General features: G+C 70.0%; 14 protein-coding genes. 4 read left to right on the top strand and 10 right to left on the bottom strand.

Features of this window, described 5'->3' with window-relative positions; all coding sequences use genetic code 11:
- Positions 1-10: 10 nt before the first annotated feature.
- The 8 genes from ABZ463_RS20730 to proC all read right to left on the bottom strand — a co-directional run bounded on the left by ABZ463_RS20730 (position 11) and on the right by proC (position 7,103).
- Positions 11-862 (bottom strand): lysophospholipid acyltransferase family protein, encoded by an 852-nt coding sequence (locus ABZ463_RS20730; RefSeq protein WP_352010948.1) that lies wholly within the window; start codon positions 860-862, stop codon positions 11-13.
- A complete protein-coding gene (locus ABZ463_RS20725; RefSeq protein ID WP_362778016.1) occupies positions 859-1,863 on the bottom strand; it encodes an NAD-dependent epimerase/dehydratase family protein in 1,005 nt (334 codons plus the stop codon). Before ABZ463_RS20725 ends, ABZ463_RS20730 begins: the two co-directional genes overlap by 4 nt.
- 23 nt (positions 1,864-1,886) lie before the next feature.
- On the bottom strand, positions 1,887-1,985 hold the full coding sequence (locus tag ABZ463_RS20720) for an AURKAIP1/COX24 domain-containing protein (protein WP_018654693.1): 99 nt from the start codon (positions 1,983-1,985) through the stop codon (positions 1,887-1,889).
- Positions 1,986-2,281: 296 nt separating this feature from the next.
- The gene (locus tag ABZ463_RS20715) at positions 2,282-2,485 is read right to left on the bottom strand and encodes a helix-turn-helix domain-containing protein (RefSeq protein ID WP_012887307.1); all 204 of its coding nucleotides are present in this window, start codon (positions 2,483-2,485) and stop codon (positions 2,282-2,284) included.
- 321 nt (positions 2,486-2,806) lie between these two features.
- Positions 2,807-3,604, bottom strand: coding sequence for a phosphatase (locus ABZ463_RS20710; RefSeq protein ID WP_352010950.1), 798 nt, complete (start codon positions 3,602-3,604; stop codon positions 2,807-2,809).
- Positions 3,605-3,648: 44 nt separating this feature from the next.
- Complete coding sequence (locus tag ABZ463_RS20705) at positions 3,649-4,812, bottom strand: acetoin utilization protein AcuC (RefSeq protein WP_352010951.1); 1,164 nt, start codon at positions 4,810-4,812, stop codon at positions 3,649-3,651.
- A 166-nt stretch (positions 4,813-4,978) separates the two neighbouring features.
- Positions 4,979-6,229 (bottom strand): MFS transporter, encoded by a 1,251-nt coding sequence (locus ABZ463_RS20700; RefSeq protein ID WP_352010952.1) that lies wholly within the window; start codon positions 6,227-6,229, stop codon positions 4,979-4,981.
- A 79-nt stretch (positions 6,230-6,308) separates the two neighbouring features.
- Positions 6,309-7,103 (bottom strand): pyrroline-5-carboxylate reductase, encoded by a 795-nt coding sequence (gene proC, locus ABZ463_RS20695; RefSeq protein WP_362778011.1) that lies wholly within the window; start codon positions 7,101-7,103, stop codon positions 6,309-6,311.
- Between the two features lie 121 nt (positions 7,104-7,224).
- Here proC and ABZ463_RS20690 point away from each other — a divergent pair, with 121 nt between their 5' ends.
- Entirely contained in the window at positions 7,225-7,722 is a 498-nt protein-coding gene (locus tag ABZ463_RS20690; RefSeq protein WP_362778009.1) for a hypothetical protein, read from the top strand.
- 7 nt (positions 7,723-7,729) lie between these two features.
- Here ABZ463_RS20690 and ABZ463_RS20685 read toward each other — a convergent pair whose 3' ends face one another.
- A complete protein-coding gene (locus tag ABZ463_RS20685; RefSeq protein WP_362778006.1) occupies positions 7,730-8,857 on the bottom strand; it encodes a CU044_5270 family protein in 1,128 nt (375 codons plus the stop codon).
- Positions 8,850-9,419: an RNA polymerase sigma factor gene (locus ABZ463_RS20680; RefSeq protein ID WP_352010956.1), complete on the bottom strand. Its 570-nt coding sequence runs from the start codon at positions 9,417-9,419 to the stop codon at positions 8,850-8,852. Before ABZ463_RS20680 ends, ABZ463_RS20685 begins: the two co-directional genes overlap by 8 nt.
- A gap of 193 nt (positions 9,420-9,612) precedes the next feature.
- On the opposite strand from ABZ463_RS20680, the gene dnaK reads away from it, so the two are divergent.
- From dnaK to dnaJ, 3 genes are read left to right on the top strand one after another with little or no spacing between them, the layout of a single operon-like run.
- Complete coding sequence (gene dnaK / locus ABZ463_RS20675; RefSeq protein WP_352010957.1) at positions 9,613-11,484, top strand: molecular chaperone DnaK; 1,872 nt, start codon at positions 9,613-9,615, stop codon at positions 11,482-11,484.
- A gap of 26 nt (positions 11,485-11,510) precedes the next feature.
- Positions 11,511-12,107, top strand: coding sequence for a nucleotide exchange factor GrpE (grpE, locus tag ABZ463_RS20670; RefSeq protein WP_352010958.1), 597 nt, complete (start codon positions 11,511-11,513; stop codon positions 12,105-12,107).
- A 34-nt stretch (positions 12,108-12,141) separates the two neighbouring features.
- The gene (dnaJ, locus tag ABZ463_RS20665; RefSeq protein WP_352010959.1) at positions 12,142-13,329 is read left to right on the top strand and encodes a molecular chaperone DnaJ; all 1,188 of its coding nucleotides are present in this window, start codon (positions 12,142-12,144) and stop codon (positions 13,327-13,329) included.

The following is a 13,329-nucleotide window of genomic DNA, read 5'->3' as shown; positions in this document are numbered from 1 at the left end:
CCCGAGAGGGTCAGAGGAACGGCGGGAAGGCGTGTCCCCGCCGCAGGCGCAGCTCGTTCAGCTGCTGCTGGATGACCTCACGAACCTGGTCGGTGAGGTTGAGGACCAGCATGGGGTCGTCGGCGTCCGAGGGGGCGAACTCGTCGGTCCTGATGGGCTCGCCGAAGCCGATCACCCACTTGGACGGCAGCGGCACCAGCCCGAGCGGGCCGAGCCAGGGGAAGAACGGCGTGACCGGCAGGTACGGCAGGCCGAACGCCCTGGCCAGGAAGCGCAGGTCGCCGATCTTGGGGTAGATCTCCTCGGCCCCCACGATCGCGCAGGGGATGATCGGCACCCCCGCCCTGATGGCCGAGGCGACGAACCCGCCACGGCCGAAGCGCTGCAGCCGGTAGCGCTCGGAGAACGGCTTGCCCACACCCTTGAACCCCTCGGGGAAGACCCCGACGAGTTCGCCCTTGCGCAGCAGGCGGTCGGCGTCCTCCGGGCAGGCCAGGGTGTGCCCGGTCTTGCGGGACAGGTGCCCGAGCACGGGGAGCTGGTAGACCAGGTCGGCGCCGAGCAGCCGTACGGCGCGGTGGCTCGGGTGCTCGTCGTGCAACGCCACCTGGAGCATGAGCGCGTCGAGCGGGACGGTGCCCGAGTGGTTGGCCACGACCAGGGCGCCGGAGTCGTCGGGGACGTTGTCCATCCCGACGGTCTGGACGCGGAACCAGTGCCGGTACAGCGGGCGGATGAGTTCGAGCAGCACCCGGTCGGTGAGCTCGGGGTCGAAGCCGAACTCGTCCACGTCGTACTGTCCGGAGACCCGGCGCCGCAGGAAGTCCAGCAGTCCCGCGACGCGGTCGTCCTTCTCGCTCACCGTCCGGCCGCCGTCGGGAGAAGCCGGGAGGGCAGGCCCCGCGAACGGACGAAGTCCTCGAACGCGGCGGCGGTGGAGAACTTGGGCCGCCAGCCGAGCTCCGCGGCGAGCCTGGTGGTGTCGACCACGCGTCCGTAACGCATCAGGCGCACCTGCTCGGCGGAGTAGCCGGTCAGCCCCGTGCCCTTGACCAGGTCGCCCATGAGCCGGAAGGCCGGTGAGGGCAGCGGGATCGTCGGCAGGCCCGCCCTGCGGGCGCACTGGGACAGCAGCAGCACACCGTCCCCGGCCACGTTGAACGTTCCGGGGTGGTCCTCGGTGGCCATCCGCCTGAGCACCTCGACGGCGTCGTCCTCGTGGACGAACTGCAGCCGGGGGTCGAAACCGAGCACGGTCGGCAGGACCGGCTGGGTGAGGTAACGCGTCAGGGGCGAGTCGATGCCCGGTCCCATGAAGTTGGCGAACCTGAGTGTCGAGACGACCACGTCCGCGCGTCGCCTGGCGAAGCCACGGACGTAGCCCTCGACCTCTGAGGCGTCCTTGGCGTAGCCATGGCCCGGGTGCTCGCCGGGATCGCTGTCCTCGGCGAAGACCGCCGGGTCGTGCGGGGAGGAACCGTACACCGCCGTGGTCGAGCGGATCACGACACGGCGGACCGTCGCGGACCGCTGACAGGCACCGAGCAGTTGCATGGTGCCGATGACGTTGTGCTCTTTCATGAGGGCCCTGCCACCGCTCCGCGAGGGAGCGCTGACCAGGCTCATGTGGACCACAGTGTCGATGTCGGCGGCCGCGATCACCTGGGCGATGTCGGGGCTGCGCAGATCGACACGGACGAACTCCGTCCGGCCGGGAGGTACGCCGCCATCACGTGAGAGCGAGGGCGGCGGCACCGTGTCCACTCCGATGACCCGGTCGATGGCCGGGTCAGCCGCGAGAACGCTCGCCACTCGGGCGCCGATGTGGCGCGAGACCCCGGTGACAAGCACGGTATGGGTCATCGGCGCCTCGCAGATCCGCGTCGCTACTTCTTGTTACGCCGCTGGATGCGGGTCTTCTTGAGCAGCTTACGGTGCTTCTTCTTCGCCATGCGCTTACGGCGCTTCTTGATCACAGAGCCCACGGGACCCCCAGGTAGCTGGTAGCCGAGTTTGTCAGACCGGTGCGCGCGAGCACACCGGCTCAACAGACTACCGGCGATCCGTGGTAGATCGCCCCCTGGGGGGAGCCCGGGTACCGGAACTCACGGCGTGACGCGCACGCCGCTACCCCACCGTCGTCTTGTCGAAGGCCGGGTTCCCGTCACCGGATCTCACCCGGGGACCGGAACCCGTCGGCCGTTCGCCCGTCTTCGCTCACCCGGTGGCCGGGTCACCCAGGACCCCGGCCGCCGGGCTCACCCGTCGGGCTCGCACCGCTTCAACCAGCCTCGATGTAGGCGTCCCTGAGATAGTCGTGGACCGCCTGCTCCGGCACTCTGAAGGATCGGCCGACCCGGATGGCCGGCAGCTCGCCCGAATGCACGAGTCGGTACACCGTCATCTTGGACACCCTCATGACAGTGGCCACTTCGGCCACCGTCAGGAACTTCACCTCACTGAGAGGTCTTTCGCCTGCACCCATCGGACGCCTCTTCCGCACGTGTTTCCGGGTTATCCCCACTGGTGCCATTGCTCACGCACGTGTACTGCCGTCAGCGTAAGACGGGACTCCGAGTGTGCAAACCCCCCACTGTCTCAGTCTTCGCAGTCCCACGTCAGCGAAACGGAAGAAAACGCTGGCCAGCAGCCGGAACCCACCTCTCCCCCTGGTCTTGGAACGGACCAACTGTCTCTTCTCAGAGTCGCCCACAACGGCCAAAAATTTGGCAAACGGGTGGCGAGGCAGATGGAATGCAGGCGCGAAAAGCACGTAAGGGTCGGGCCGATTCGTGCAACGCCCGTCTCAGAGAGCCCGTACGACTCTCTCGATCAGATGGTCCGTCAGCGGAGCGTAATACCTCGGTAGCACGTTGTCGTCAAGGGGCACGGTGACCGCGATCTTCCCCTCGGCCTCGCCGACGAAGAGCGCGGGGTCGTTGCTGTCGGCGAAACCGACCGTGAGGACGCCCGCCTCCCCTGCCGCCCCGGCCCAGCCGTGGTCGGCGATCACCAGGTCCGGCCGCCCGTCGCCGAGTTCGGCGAGCATGGCCTCCATGGGGGCCGCGTCGTGGGTGTGCGCGAAGTTGCCCCGGTCCGCGACCATGGCGACACCGCCCAGGTAGCGGATCTCGTGCTTGCGGCCCGAGGCGGGGCTGCGGTGGGACCAGCCCTCAGCCGGGTCGAGCAGCGTCGCGCCATGCCTGCTGAGCAGCCCGGCCAGCACCAGGTGCACGGCCAGCAGCCCGGTCGGGTGGCCGGTGGCGATCAGCACCCTCGGCGAGCCGACGCGCAGCGCCCCGGCGATCGTGTCTCCCATCGCCTCGACGGCGTCGATCGTCAGGTCGGGGTCGATGGTGTCCTGGCCGTCGCGGTGGTCGGGGTCGGCCACGACCCCGGCGGACTTGGCCATCAGTTCGAGGACGTCCCGCTCGTCCCAGCGGCCCTCCGGCCTCAGCCCGAACAGGTGGCGCGGCTCCCGCTCGGCCAGTGCCCGGTAGTGGTCGAGGTTGTTCTCCCTGCTGGTGGCCACGTCCCCGGCGATGCGGGTGCGGACCAGGTGCGCGCGGAGGCTCTCACGTGTCATCGGCCGCCGGTCGCTCATCCGTCCTTCCCCTCCTGTCTCGGCGTGATCTCCCACCGTCACGGTCATGGGAGGGGGTCCAGTCCGTGGAAGGGGAAGATGGCCTTCCTTGTCGCCATGATGGCTCTGTCGATCGGGTCTGCTGGATCATAACCAGCAGAAAAATCCCGAAATTCCGGGTTCCTGCCGTCGGTCAGCGTGAGCGGCGCCGTCTCCCCCGTGCGCTCGGCGACGAACCGCCGCCAGCCGGGAGGCGTCTCGGTCTCCGGGTCGAGCGGGTGACCGGAGACCTCGGCGATCAGGTGGGTCCAGGCCCTGGGCACCACCCGGACCAGCTCGTATCCTCCGCCGCCGGTGACGACCCAGCGCCCTCCCGCGGTCTCGTGCGCCAGCTCGTGCAGGGCGGCGTAGGCGGCGCGCTGGCCGTCCAGGCTGAGCATGAGGTGGGCCAGCGGGTCCAGCGCGTGGCTGTCGCAGCCGTGCTGGGTGACCAGGACCTCGGGGGCGAACTCCCGCAGCAGCGGCGGCACGACCGCGCCGAAGGCCCTCAGCCAGCCGATGTCCCCGCATCCGGCGGGCAGCGCGACGTTGACCGCCGTCCCCTCCGCCCCGCGCTCGTCGGGGAAGCCCGTCCCGGGGAAGAGCGTGCGGGGGCTCTCGTGCAGGCTGATCGTCAGCACCCTGGGGTCGTCGTAGAAGGCGGCCTGGACCCCGTCGCCGTGGTGCACGTCCACATCGACGTAGGCCACCCGGGTCGCGCCCTGGGCCAGCAGCCAGGCGATCGCCACCGCCGGGTCGTTGTAGACGCAGAACCCGCTCGCCGCGTCGGGCATCGCGTGGTGCAGCCCGCCGGCGACGTTGACCGCGTGCTCGGCCTCGCCGTGCCACACGGCGCGGGCCGCGGCGAGGGTGGCACCGGTGATCAGCGCGGAGGCCTCGTGCATCCCGGCGAAGGCCGGGGTGTCCTCGGTGCCGATCCCGTGGGCCCGGTCGGGGCGCCCCTCCGCGGAGGCCCGCCTGACGGCCTCGATGTAGCCGCGCCCGTGGACCATCGCCAGCTCGTCGTCGGTCGCGGCCACACAACCGGCCACCTCGACGGCGTCGAGCACGCCCAGCTCCCTGGCCAGCGCCATGGTCAGCTCGACCCGCACGGGCGCGAGCGGATGCCCCGGCCCGAAGTCGTATCCGGTGAGCGCGTCGTCCCAGACGACCCTCACGGACCGGCTCATGCGCCCTCCCTGTTCGACCGCGACGCGAGAAACGGGCGCTCCGGTACGGCCCCGCCCCCGGATCTCCCCACCCCGGCCGACGTTACCGCACGTGCAGACGCACAGACCCATCCGGCCTCTGACGGCCCCCAGGCGGCCCCTCGGACAGGCACCCCGCCTCGGACCCTCAGGCGGGCACGACCTCGGCGACCCTGCGCAGTCTCCTGACCGCGGGCACCAGCAGCAGGCAGACGCAGCCGCACACCGCGACCACCGCGGAGACGGCCAGCGTCTCCCGCGCGCCGAACACCCCGGCGAGAGGCCCGGCGAGCACCTGCCCGACCGGTACGGCGAGCGTCGAACCGCCGACCTCGTAGGCGGTGACCCGGTTGAGCGCCTCCGGAGGCACCTGCGTCTGGATGCTCGTGGCCCACATGACCGACCAGAACGCCCAGCCGACGCCGCCGACCACGTGCCCGGCCATCAGAACCCCCAGCGGCGCCCCGATCGCGATCGTCAGCGGTTCGAGCGCGAAGCCGAACATGCCGATCGCCCCGGCCATCAGCGGGCGGGCGGGACGCACCCGCATCGCGAGCAGGCCGCCCAGGATCGTGCCCGCGCCCGAGGCCGACATGACCAGTCCGTACGCCTGGTCCCCCAGCCTGCCGCCGATAAGCACAGAGCCCAGCGGGATCAGCGGGCCGAACAGGGTGGCGCCGAAGATGATCCAGACCAGGATCACCGACCACATCCAGGTCCTGGACCGGAACTCCAGCCAGCCGCCGCGCAGGTTGCGCCACATCGACTCCTCGGCGACGACCGGGGAGCCCGGGGGCAGACGCATCAGGAGCAGGCAGGTGGCACTGATCGCGAACCCCACGGCGTCGAGCGCGAAGACCACCCCGACGTTGACGAAGCCCGCGACGGCCCCGGCGACCCCCGGCCCGACCAGCATCATGATCGACTCGGAGACGCGCAGGGTGGCGTTGGCCCGCTGCACGTCCCTGGCCACCCTGGGGATCGTGCTGGCGACGCCGGGCTGGTACATGGCGGCCGCGGCGCCGTTGATCGCCGAGATGACCAGCACCTGCCACAGCGTGGGGGTGCCGAAGACGAACAGCGAGGCCAGCAGCGCCTGGGTCACGACCCTGACGACGTCCGCGCCGATCATCATGCGGCGCGGGGTGAACCTGTCGGCGAACACCCCGCCGAACAGGATCAGCAGCGCGACCGGTGCCATCCAGGCGGCCAGTGCCAGCCCGACGCCGGTCGGGCCGTACCCCAGGCCGCCGACGCCGAGCGCGGTCGCGATCGGCACCATCGCGCTGCCGAGCATGGAGACCGAACGGGCGGTGAAGAAGAGGCCGAAACCCCGCGACCAGACCGCGGGTCTCTCCCGTTCCCCCTGGCCGACGGCTCGTACGGCTTGCCCGCCCATCACATCACTCCCCGAGGCTTCCGTGGAGATGATGCCGCTTATCGCAAGAAAAGGAAACTTTACTGACTAATAGGGGATATCACCCACCGGCGAGCTGACGGCTTCGGTCCCTGGCGGCCTCGATGGCGGCCAGGAAGGCCGCGCGGACGCTGTGACGCTCCAGCTCGGCGATGGCCGCGATGGTCGTGCCGCCCGGCGAGGTGACCGCCTCGCGGAGGATCACCGGGTGCTCGCCGGAGTCACGGAGCATGATGGCCGCGCCGACGATCGACTGGGTGACCATGTCGAGGGCGGCGGAGCGGGGCATGCCGAGCAGGATGCCCGCGTCGACCATGGCCTCGACGAGATAGAAGAAGTAGGCCGGGCCGCTGCCGGACAGCGCGGTCGCGGCGTCCTGCTGGGACTCGGGGATGCGCAGCACCTTGCCGACCGGCCGCAGCAGGTCCTCGGTCAGCCGCAGGTGCTCCTCGGCGGCGTGGGCGCCCGCGGAGATCACGCTCATCGCCTCGTCGACCAGCACCGGGGTGTTCGACATGACCCGCACGACCGGGACGTCGCCGGCCAGCCTCGACTCCACGAACGAGGTCGTGATGCCCGCCGCCGCCGAGATCACCAGCCGGTCCGCGGAGACGTGCGGGGCGATCTCGGTCAGCAGGGAGCCCATGTCCTGCGGCTTGACCGCGAGGATGATCGTCTCGGCGCTCTCCGCGGCCTCGGCGTTGGTCACGATGCGCACGCCGTACCGCTTACCGAGGTCGGCGGCCCGCTCAGGGCGCCGCGCCGTCGCCAGCACCTCGTCCGGCTCGAACCCGGCCCGCAGCAGGCCCGACAGCAGGGCCTCGCCCATCTTCCCGGTTCCCAGAATCGCGATCACGTCAACGCACCTTGCATGAGGAGAAGCGGATGACCAGCCTAAGGGCAGCCCTGACGAGCCACGACGCGGGTGGTTGAACCGTACGGCGCCGTGATCCGTTGACAGGGTTATGCGTAGGATCGTGATTCCCGTCCTGGCCGGAGGCCTGCTGCTGACGGCGGCCTGCGGTACCCAGAGCGTCCAGAGCGGCGCCGTCGTCCCCGAGGCTCCCGCGGGCGCCGCGGGCGGCGCCGTCCCCTCCCTCTCGGTGGGCCACACCGTCGCCCCCAGGGTCGAACCGACAGAAAAGGGCGCCCCCAAGCCGGTCAAGCCGGAGGGCCACGCCATCGGCCCGCACAAGGTGGCCTGGCTGTCCGCCAAGCCGTCGAAGGACGGCCGGAGCCTGCGGGTCGTCTGGTGGTCCGGGGTCGAGCCCTGCCAGGTGCTCGACCGGGTGACCGTCAAACAGACCTCCAAGCGGGTGACCGTCACCCTCTGGGAGGGCCAGAGCGGCAGGATCCAGAACCCGGTCTGCATCGACATCGCCATCAAGAAGGTGACGACCGTCAAGCTCAAGGCCCCCCTCGGGCACCGCAAGGTCGTGGACGGCGCCAAGCCCGCCTCCAAGCCCAAGAACTGACCCTGCGTCAGGGAACGTTCGCCACCCGCCTGCACCCGCCGGGCCGGGCGGGCCGCTCGTCGGTCCAGCCCTGCTCGGTGTAGGCCGTGTAGTCGAGCACCGTGCCCCGGGGCAGCCCGCCACGGTTCGTCACCGCGGTGCTCCTGTCCCCGGCCAGCTCCCCCGTCCGGGGGTCGACCATGATCTGGTAGTCGGTGGGAATCCTGACCTTGGACGGCCGGTCGGCGTTGATCCGCACGGCCACCTCGGTACGGCCCAGCGCGTCGACGACCTCCCCGACGACCTCCGTGCCGGGACGGCCCGCGAGGATCCGCAGCGCCGCGGCCCGCAGGGCGGGAGGGCTCGGCAGATCCAGCAGCGAGACCGCGGCGAGGCTCAGGTACTCCTCCTCCCCCGCGTCCTTCGGCACCTCCCTCCGCGCCGCCCTTCCTGAGACGGGGGGCGCCTGGCGCGGGCGGGTCCGCAGGGTCCTCAGCCGTTCGAGCAGCGCCGCCGGGTCCGTCGGCAGCGCCTGCAGTTCGGCGAAGGTCAGCTCGGCCGCCCTGTGGTCGTACAGGATCCTCCCGGGCCCGGTGTTCCAGGAGTATCCACACATGTTCGACATATCACCCAGCGTGTAGTCGTACTTCTCGGCCGGGTTCCACGGCTTGCGCGCCTTTCCACGCGGCAGGACCAGGGAGCGTTTCGGCTGCGCCTCGGAGATGACGAGGGTGGGATCATCGGGCTTCCGCGGTGCCCAGAGCACGACGTCGTAGGTGTTGATCACGACACCGCTGGAGACGGCGTCCGACGGGAAGAGCGACCCGACGACGGAACGGCGCCGCCAGTAGGCACCGGTCCCCACCGGAGCCTTCTCCACCTTGTCCGCGAGGTCCAGGAGGACCTGCCCTCCCTTCGCCGGGACCACCACGGTCGGCGGTACGGCGTCGCCCAGGCCGGACACGACGACCGTGACCGCCACCGCGACCGCCACGGTCGCGGTGGCCACCCCGGCGACCGGTGTCCATCGCCGCGCCCCGGCCCTGGCCGTACGGGTCCCGGGGTCCTTCAGGCGCGCCCTGGCACGGGCCACGATCTCGGGCGTGGGCGGCGGCGCGTCGGGCAGGTGGGACGCCATCAGGGTGATCTCATCCATCGTGGGCCTCCTCCAGCGGGTTGACGCCGCCCAGTGCCTTGCGTAGCTGTTTGCGGGCCCGGTTCAGCCGGGAGGCCACGGTTCCGTAGGGGATGCCGAGCGCCTCGGCGACCTCGGCGTGCGCCAGGCCGCCGAGCGCCAGGAGCAACACCACGTCGCGGTCCCGCTTGGCCAGACCGGCGAGCGCCCCCGCGAGCCTGCCCGTCACCTGCTCCGCGGTGACCCTCGCCGCCACCGCGTCCTCGTGTCCCTCGTGCGCCCGCCCCCACGGGGTGCCGGTACGGCTGAGCGCCTTCCAACGGCGTACCTCCTGGCGCCGATGCCTGGCGACGAGGTTGGTGGCGATGCCGTACAGCCACGGTCTGACGGCACCCCTGGCCGCGTCGAAGCGGTGGCGGTCGCGGAAGGCGATCAGGAAGGTGTCCGCCGCGAGATCGTCGGCGGCGTCGGTGTCCAGACGTCTGGCGACATAGCGGTGGATCTCGGCGAAGTGGGCGTCGAAGACCCGGTCGAATGCCTCCCCGACCCCCTCCGCCAGGTCCACATCGGAGGGGTCGATCATGTCGGGGCCGTCCCGGGAGCGATCATGCGTGTTCCTTCGTTGGGGGATGTGGATCGCCCGTTGTTTCCCGGATTCCGGGAACCCTTTCACGCGCCCAAGGGTTGAGCGGCATAGACTCAAGTCGTTTGACAAACACCACTCGAAGCTCCACTATGAGTCTGACCCACTCAACTTTGACTACAAGGACGTACTCATGGCACGTGCGGTAGGTATCGACCTGGGGACGACCAACTCCGTCGTCTCGATTCTCGAAGGCGGTGAGCCCACGGTCATCGCCAACGCTCAGGGCTCGCGGACCACCCCGTCCGTGGTCGCCTTCGCGAAGAACGGTGAAGTCCTCGTTGGTGAGGTCGCCAAGCGGCAGGCCGTCACCAACGTCGACCGGACCATCCGCTCGGTCAAGCGCGAGATGGGCACCACCTGGGCTCAGGAGATCGACGGCAAGAAGTTCTCCCCGCAGCAGATCAGCGCCTTCGTCCTGCAGAAGCTCAAGCAGGACGCCGAGGCCTACCTGGGCGAGAAGATCACCGACGCGGTGATCACCGTCCCGGCCTACTTCAACGACGCCCAGCGTCAGGCCACCCAGGAGGCGGGCACCATCGCCGGCCTCAACGTGCTGCGCATCATCAACGAGCCGACGGCGGCCGCGCTCGCCTACGGTCTCGACAAGGAGAAGGACGAGACCATCCTCGTCTTCGACCTCGGTGGCGGCACCTTCGACGTGTCCCTGCTCGACGTCGGCCAGGAGGACGGCCACGGCTTCGTCGAGGTCAAGGCCACCAGCGGCGACAACCACCTCGGTGGTGACGACTGGGACCAGCGCGTCGTCGACGAGCTGGCCAACCGCTTCAAGAACGCGCACGGCGTCGACCTGACCAAGGACAAGATGGCCCTGCAGCGTCTGCGCGAGGCCGCCGAGAAGGCCAAGATCGAGCTGTCCAGCCAGTCCGAGACCTCGATCAACCTTCCCTACATCACGGCCTCCGCCGAGGGTCCGCTGCACCTGGACGAGAAGCTCACCCGGGCCGAGTTCCAGCGGCTGACCGCCGACCTGCTTGAGCGGTGCAAGGGCCCGTTCAACCAGGTCGTCAAGGACGCCGGCATCAAGGTCTCCGACATCGCCCACGTGGTCCTCGTCGGCGGCTCGACCCGTATGCCCGCGGTCGCCGAGCTCGTCAAGGAGCTGACCGGCGGCAAGGACCCCAACAAGGGCGTCAACCCGGACGAGGTCGTGGCCATCGGCGCCGCCCTGCAGGCCGGTGTGCTCAAGGGTGAGGTCAAGGACGTCCTGCTGCTCGACGTGACCCCGCTGTCGCTGGGCATCGAGACCAAGGGCGGCATCTTCACCAAGATCATCGAGCGCAACACCACGATCCCCACCAAGCGCTCGGAGGTCTTCACCACGGCCGAGGACAACCAGCCGTCGGTGCAGATCCAGGTCTACCAGGGCGAGCGTGAGATCGCGGCCTACAACAAGAAGCTGGCCACCTTCGAGCTGACCGGCATCGCCCCGGCGCCGCGCGGCATCCCGCAGATCGAGGTCACCTTCGACATCGACGCCAACGGCATCGTCAACGTCTCCGCCAAGGACCTCGGCACCGGCAAGGAGCAGACGATGACCATCACCGGCGGCTCCGCGCTGCCGAAGGACGACATCGAGCGCATGATGCGCGAGGCCGAGTCCTACGCCGAGGAGGACAAGCGCCGCCGCGAGGAGGCCGAGACCCGCAACAACGCCGAGTCGCTGGTCTACCAGACCGAGAAGTTCCTCGGCGAGAACGCGGAGAAGGTCCCCGACGACATCAAGAACGAGGTCAACGAGGCCCTCACCGAGCTGAAGAAGTCCCTTGAGGGCACCGACTCGGCGACGATCCGCGCCTCCGCGGAGAAGCTCGCCACGGTCAGCCAGAAGATGGGTTCCGCCATCTACGCCCAGTCCCAGGCCTCCGAGGGCCAGGCCGGTGCGGCGGGCGCCGCGGGCGCCGACGGCCAGAAGGCCGACGACGACGTGGTCGAGGCTGAGATCGTGGACGACGAGCCGAAGCGCGACAACGGCGCGAAGTGACGTCGCAGGCCGAGGGGAGCACGAGCGTGAACACGCGTGAGAACGGTTCCGAGCAGGAGCCGGTGATCCGCGACAACCGCAAGATCGACCCCGAGACGGGGCAGGCGCGCGCGGCGGACGGTGAGCAGGTCAAGGAGCAGGCCGAACAGCCCGCTCCGGCCGCCGACCTGGCCTCGGCCGAGCTGGCGATCCAGCTCGCCGAGCGCACCGCGGACCTGCAGCGTCTCCAGGCGGAGTACTCCAACTACCGCAAGCGGGTCGATCGAGACAGGACCCTGATCAAGGAACAGGCGGTGGCCGGTGTGCTGACCGAGCTGCTCCCGGTTCTCGACGACATCGGCAGGGCCCGCGACCACGGCGAGCTCACCGGCGGTTTCGCCAAGGTGAGCGAGTCGCTGGAGGTCGCGACGGGCAAGCTGGGGCTGAGCGCCTTCGGGACCAAGGGCGAGCCCTTCGACCCGACGGTGCACGAGGCCCTCATGCACAGCTACTCCCCCGATGTCACCGAGCCGACCTGCGTGGAGATCCTGCAGCCCGGCTACCGAATCGGCGACCGCGTGCTCCGCCCCGCGCGGGTCTCGGTCGCCGAGCCCGAAGAAGAGCCTGTCGCGAGCGACAGCTGAACCCCCCGTATCTGAGATCTGAAAAGGAACTGAGATGAGCACCAAGGACTACCTGGAGAAGGACTACTACGCCGTCCTTGGTGTGCCCAAGACCGCCACCGCCGAAGAGATCAAGAAGGCGTACCGGAAGCTGGCCAGGCAGTACCACCCGGACGCCAACCAAGGCAGCACGGAGACCGAGTCGAAGTTCAAGGAGGTCTCCGAGGCCTACGACATCCTGTCCGACACCAAGCGCCGCAAGGAGTACGACGAGGCGCGGACGCTGTTCGGATCAGGACTCGGCGGCTACGCGGGGGCCGGGGGGGCCTCGCGTGGGGGTGGGTTCCCCTTCGACCTGGGAGACCTGTTCGGAGGCACCCAGCAGGGCGGCACGGGCGGCGGGGGTGGCATCGGCGACATCTTCGGAGGCATCTTCAACCGGGGTGGCGCCCAGCGCTCCGGGGGGACGACCACGAGGGCGCGGCGTGGCCAGGACATCGAGTCCGAGGTCACGCTCTCCTTCGGCCAGGCGGTCGAGGGGACCACGGTCTCGCTCCGCCTGACCAGTTCCTCGGCCTGTACGGCCTGCGCGGGCACGGGGGCGAAGGCCGGGACGACCCCGAGGGTCTGCCCGACCTGCGAGGGCACCGGGGCGGCCAGCAGGAACCTCGGCAACTTCGCCTTCTCCGAGCCGTGCCGTGACTGCAAGGGCAGGGGGCTGCTGGTCGACAACCCGTGCGAGGTCTGCGAGGGCAGCGGACGGGGCAAGAGCACCCGGACGATCCAGGCGCGCATCCCGGCGGGGGTCGGAGACGGTCAGCGCATCAAGATCAAGGCCAAGGGCGCACCGGGCGAGAACGGCGGTCCCGCCGGTGACCTGTACGTCCAGATCCACGTCAAGCCGCACCCTGTCTTCGGCAGGACCGGCGAGAATCTGACGATCACCGTGCCCGTCACCTTCACCGAGGCGGCGCTCGGGGCCGAGATCAAGGTGCCGATCCTGAAGGGGCTGCCGGTCACACTGCGCATCCCCGAGGGCACGCCCAACGGCCGCACCTTCCGGGTGCGGGGCAGGGGTGTGGCCCGCAAGGACGGCACGAAGGGCGACCTGCTCGTCACGGTCGAGGTCCTGGTGCCTCAACAGCTGGAGGACAAGGCCAGGGGGGCCCTTGAGGACTTCCGCGACGCGACGGCTGGTGGTGACCCCAGAGCCGAGCTCATCGAACTGGCCAGAAGCGAGTAG

It is taken from the genome of Streptosporangium sp. NPDC020145 (assembly GCF_040631275.1).
Classification (GTDB): domain Bacteria; phylum Actinomycetota; class Actinomycetes; order Streptosporangiales; family Streptosporangiaceae; genus Streptosporangium.
The sequence above is the reverse complement of the archived record's forward strand: the minus strand, read 5'-3'. Positions and strand labels throughout refer to the sequence as shown.

Excerpts from the sequence above, each read along its gene's own strand:
- ABZ463_RS20725 (WP_362778016.1), bottom strand. The coding sequence starts at position 1,863 with ATGACCCATACCGTGCTTGTCACCGGGGTCTCGCGCCACATCGGCGCC.
- ABZ463_RS20715 (WP_012887307.1), bottom strand. The coding sequence starts at position 2,485 with ATGGGTGCAGGCGAAAGACCTCTCAGTGAGGTGAAGTTCCTGACGGTG.
- ABZ463_RS20710 (WP_352010950.1), bottom strand. The coding sequence starts at position 3,604 with ATGAGCGACCGGCGGCCGATGACACGTGAGAGCCTCCGCGCGCACCTG.
- ABZ463_RS20705 (WP_352010951.1), bottom strand. The coding sequence starts at position 4,812 with ATGAGCCGGTCCGTGAGGGTCGTCTGGGACGACGCGCTCACCGGATAC.
- ABZ463_RS20700 (WP_352010952.1), bottom strand. The coding sequence starts at position 6,229 with ATGGGCGGGCAAGCCGTACGAGCCGTCGGCCAGGGGGAACGGGAGAGA.
- ABZ463_RS20685 (WP_362778006.1), bottom strand. The coding sequence starts at position 8,857 with ATGGATGAGATCACCCTGATGGCGTCCCACCTGCCCGACGCGCCGCCG.
- ABZ463_RS20680 (WP_352010956.1), bottom strand. The coding sequence starts at position 9,419 with ATGATCGACCCCTCCGATGTGGACCTGGCGGAGGGGGTCGGGGAGGCA.
- dnaK (WP_352010957.1), top strand. The coding sequence starts at position 9,613 with ATGGCACGTGCGGTAGGTATCGACCTGGGGACGACCAACTCCGTCGTC.
- dnaJ (WP_352010959.1), top strand. The coding sequence starts at position 12,142 with ATGAGCACCAAGGACTACCTGGAGAAGGACTACTACGCCGTCCTTGGT.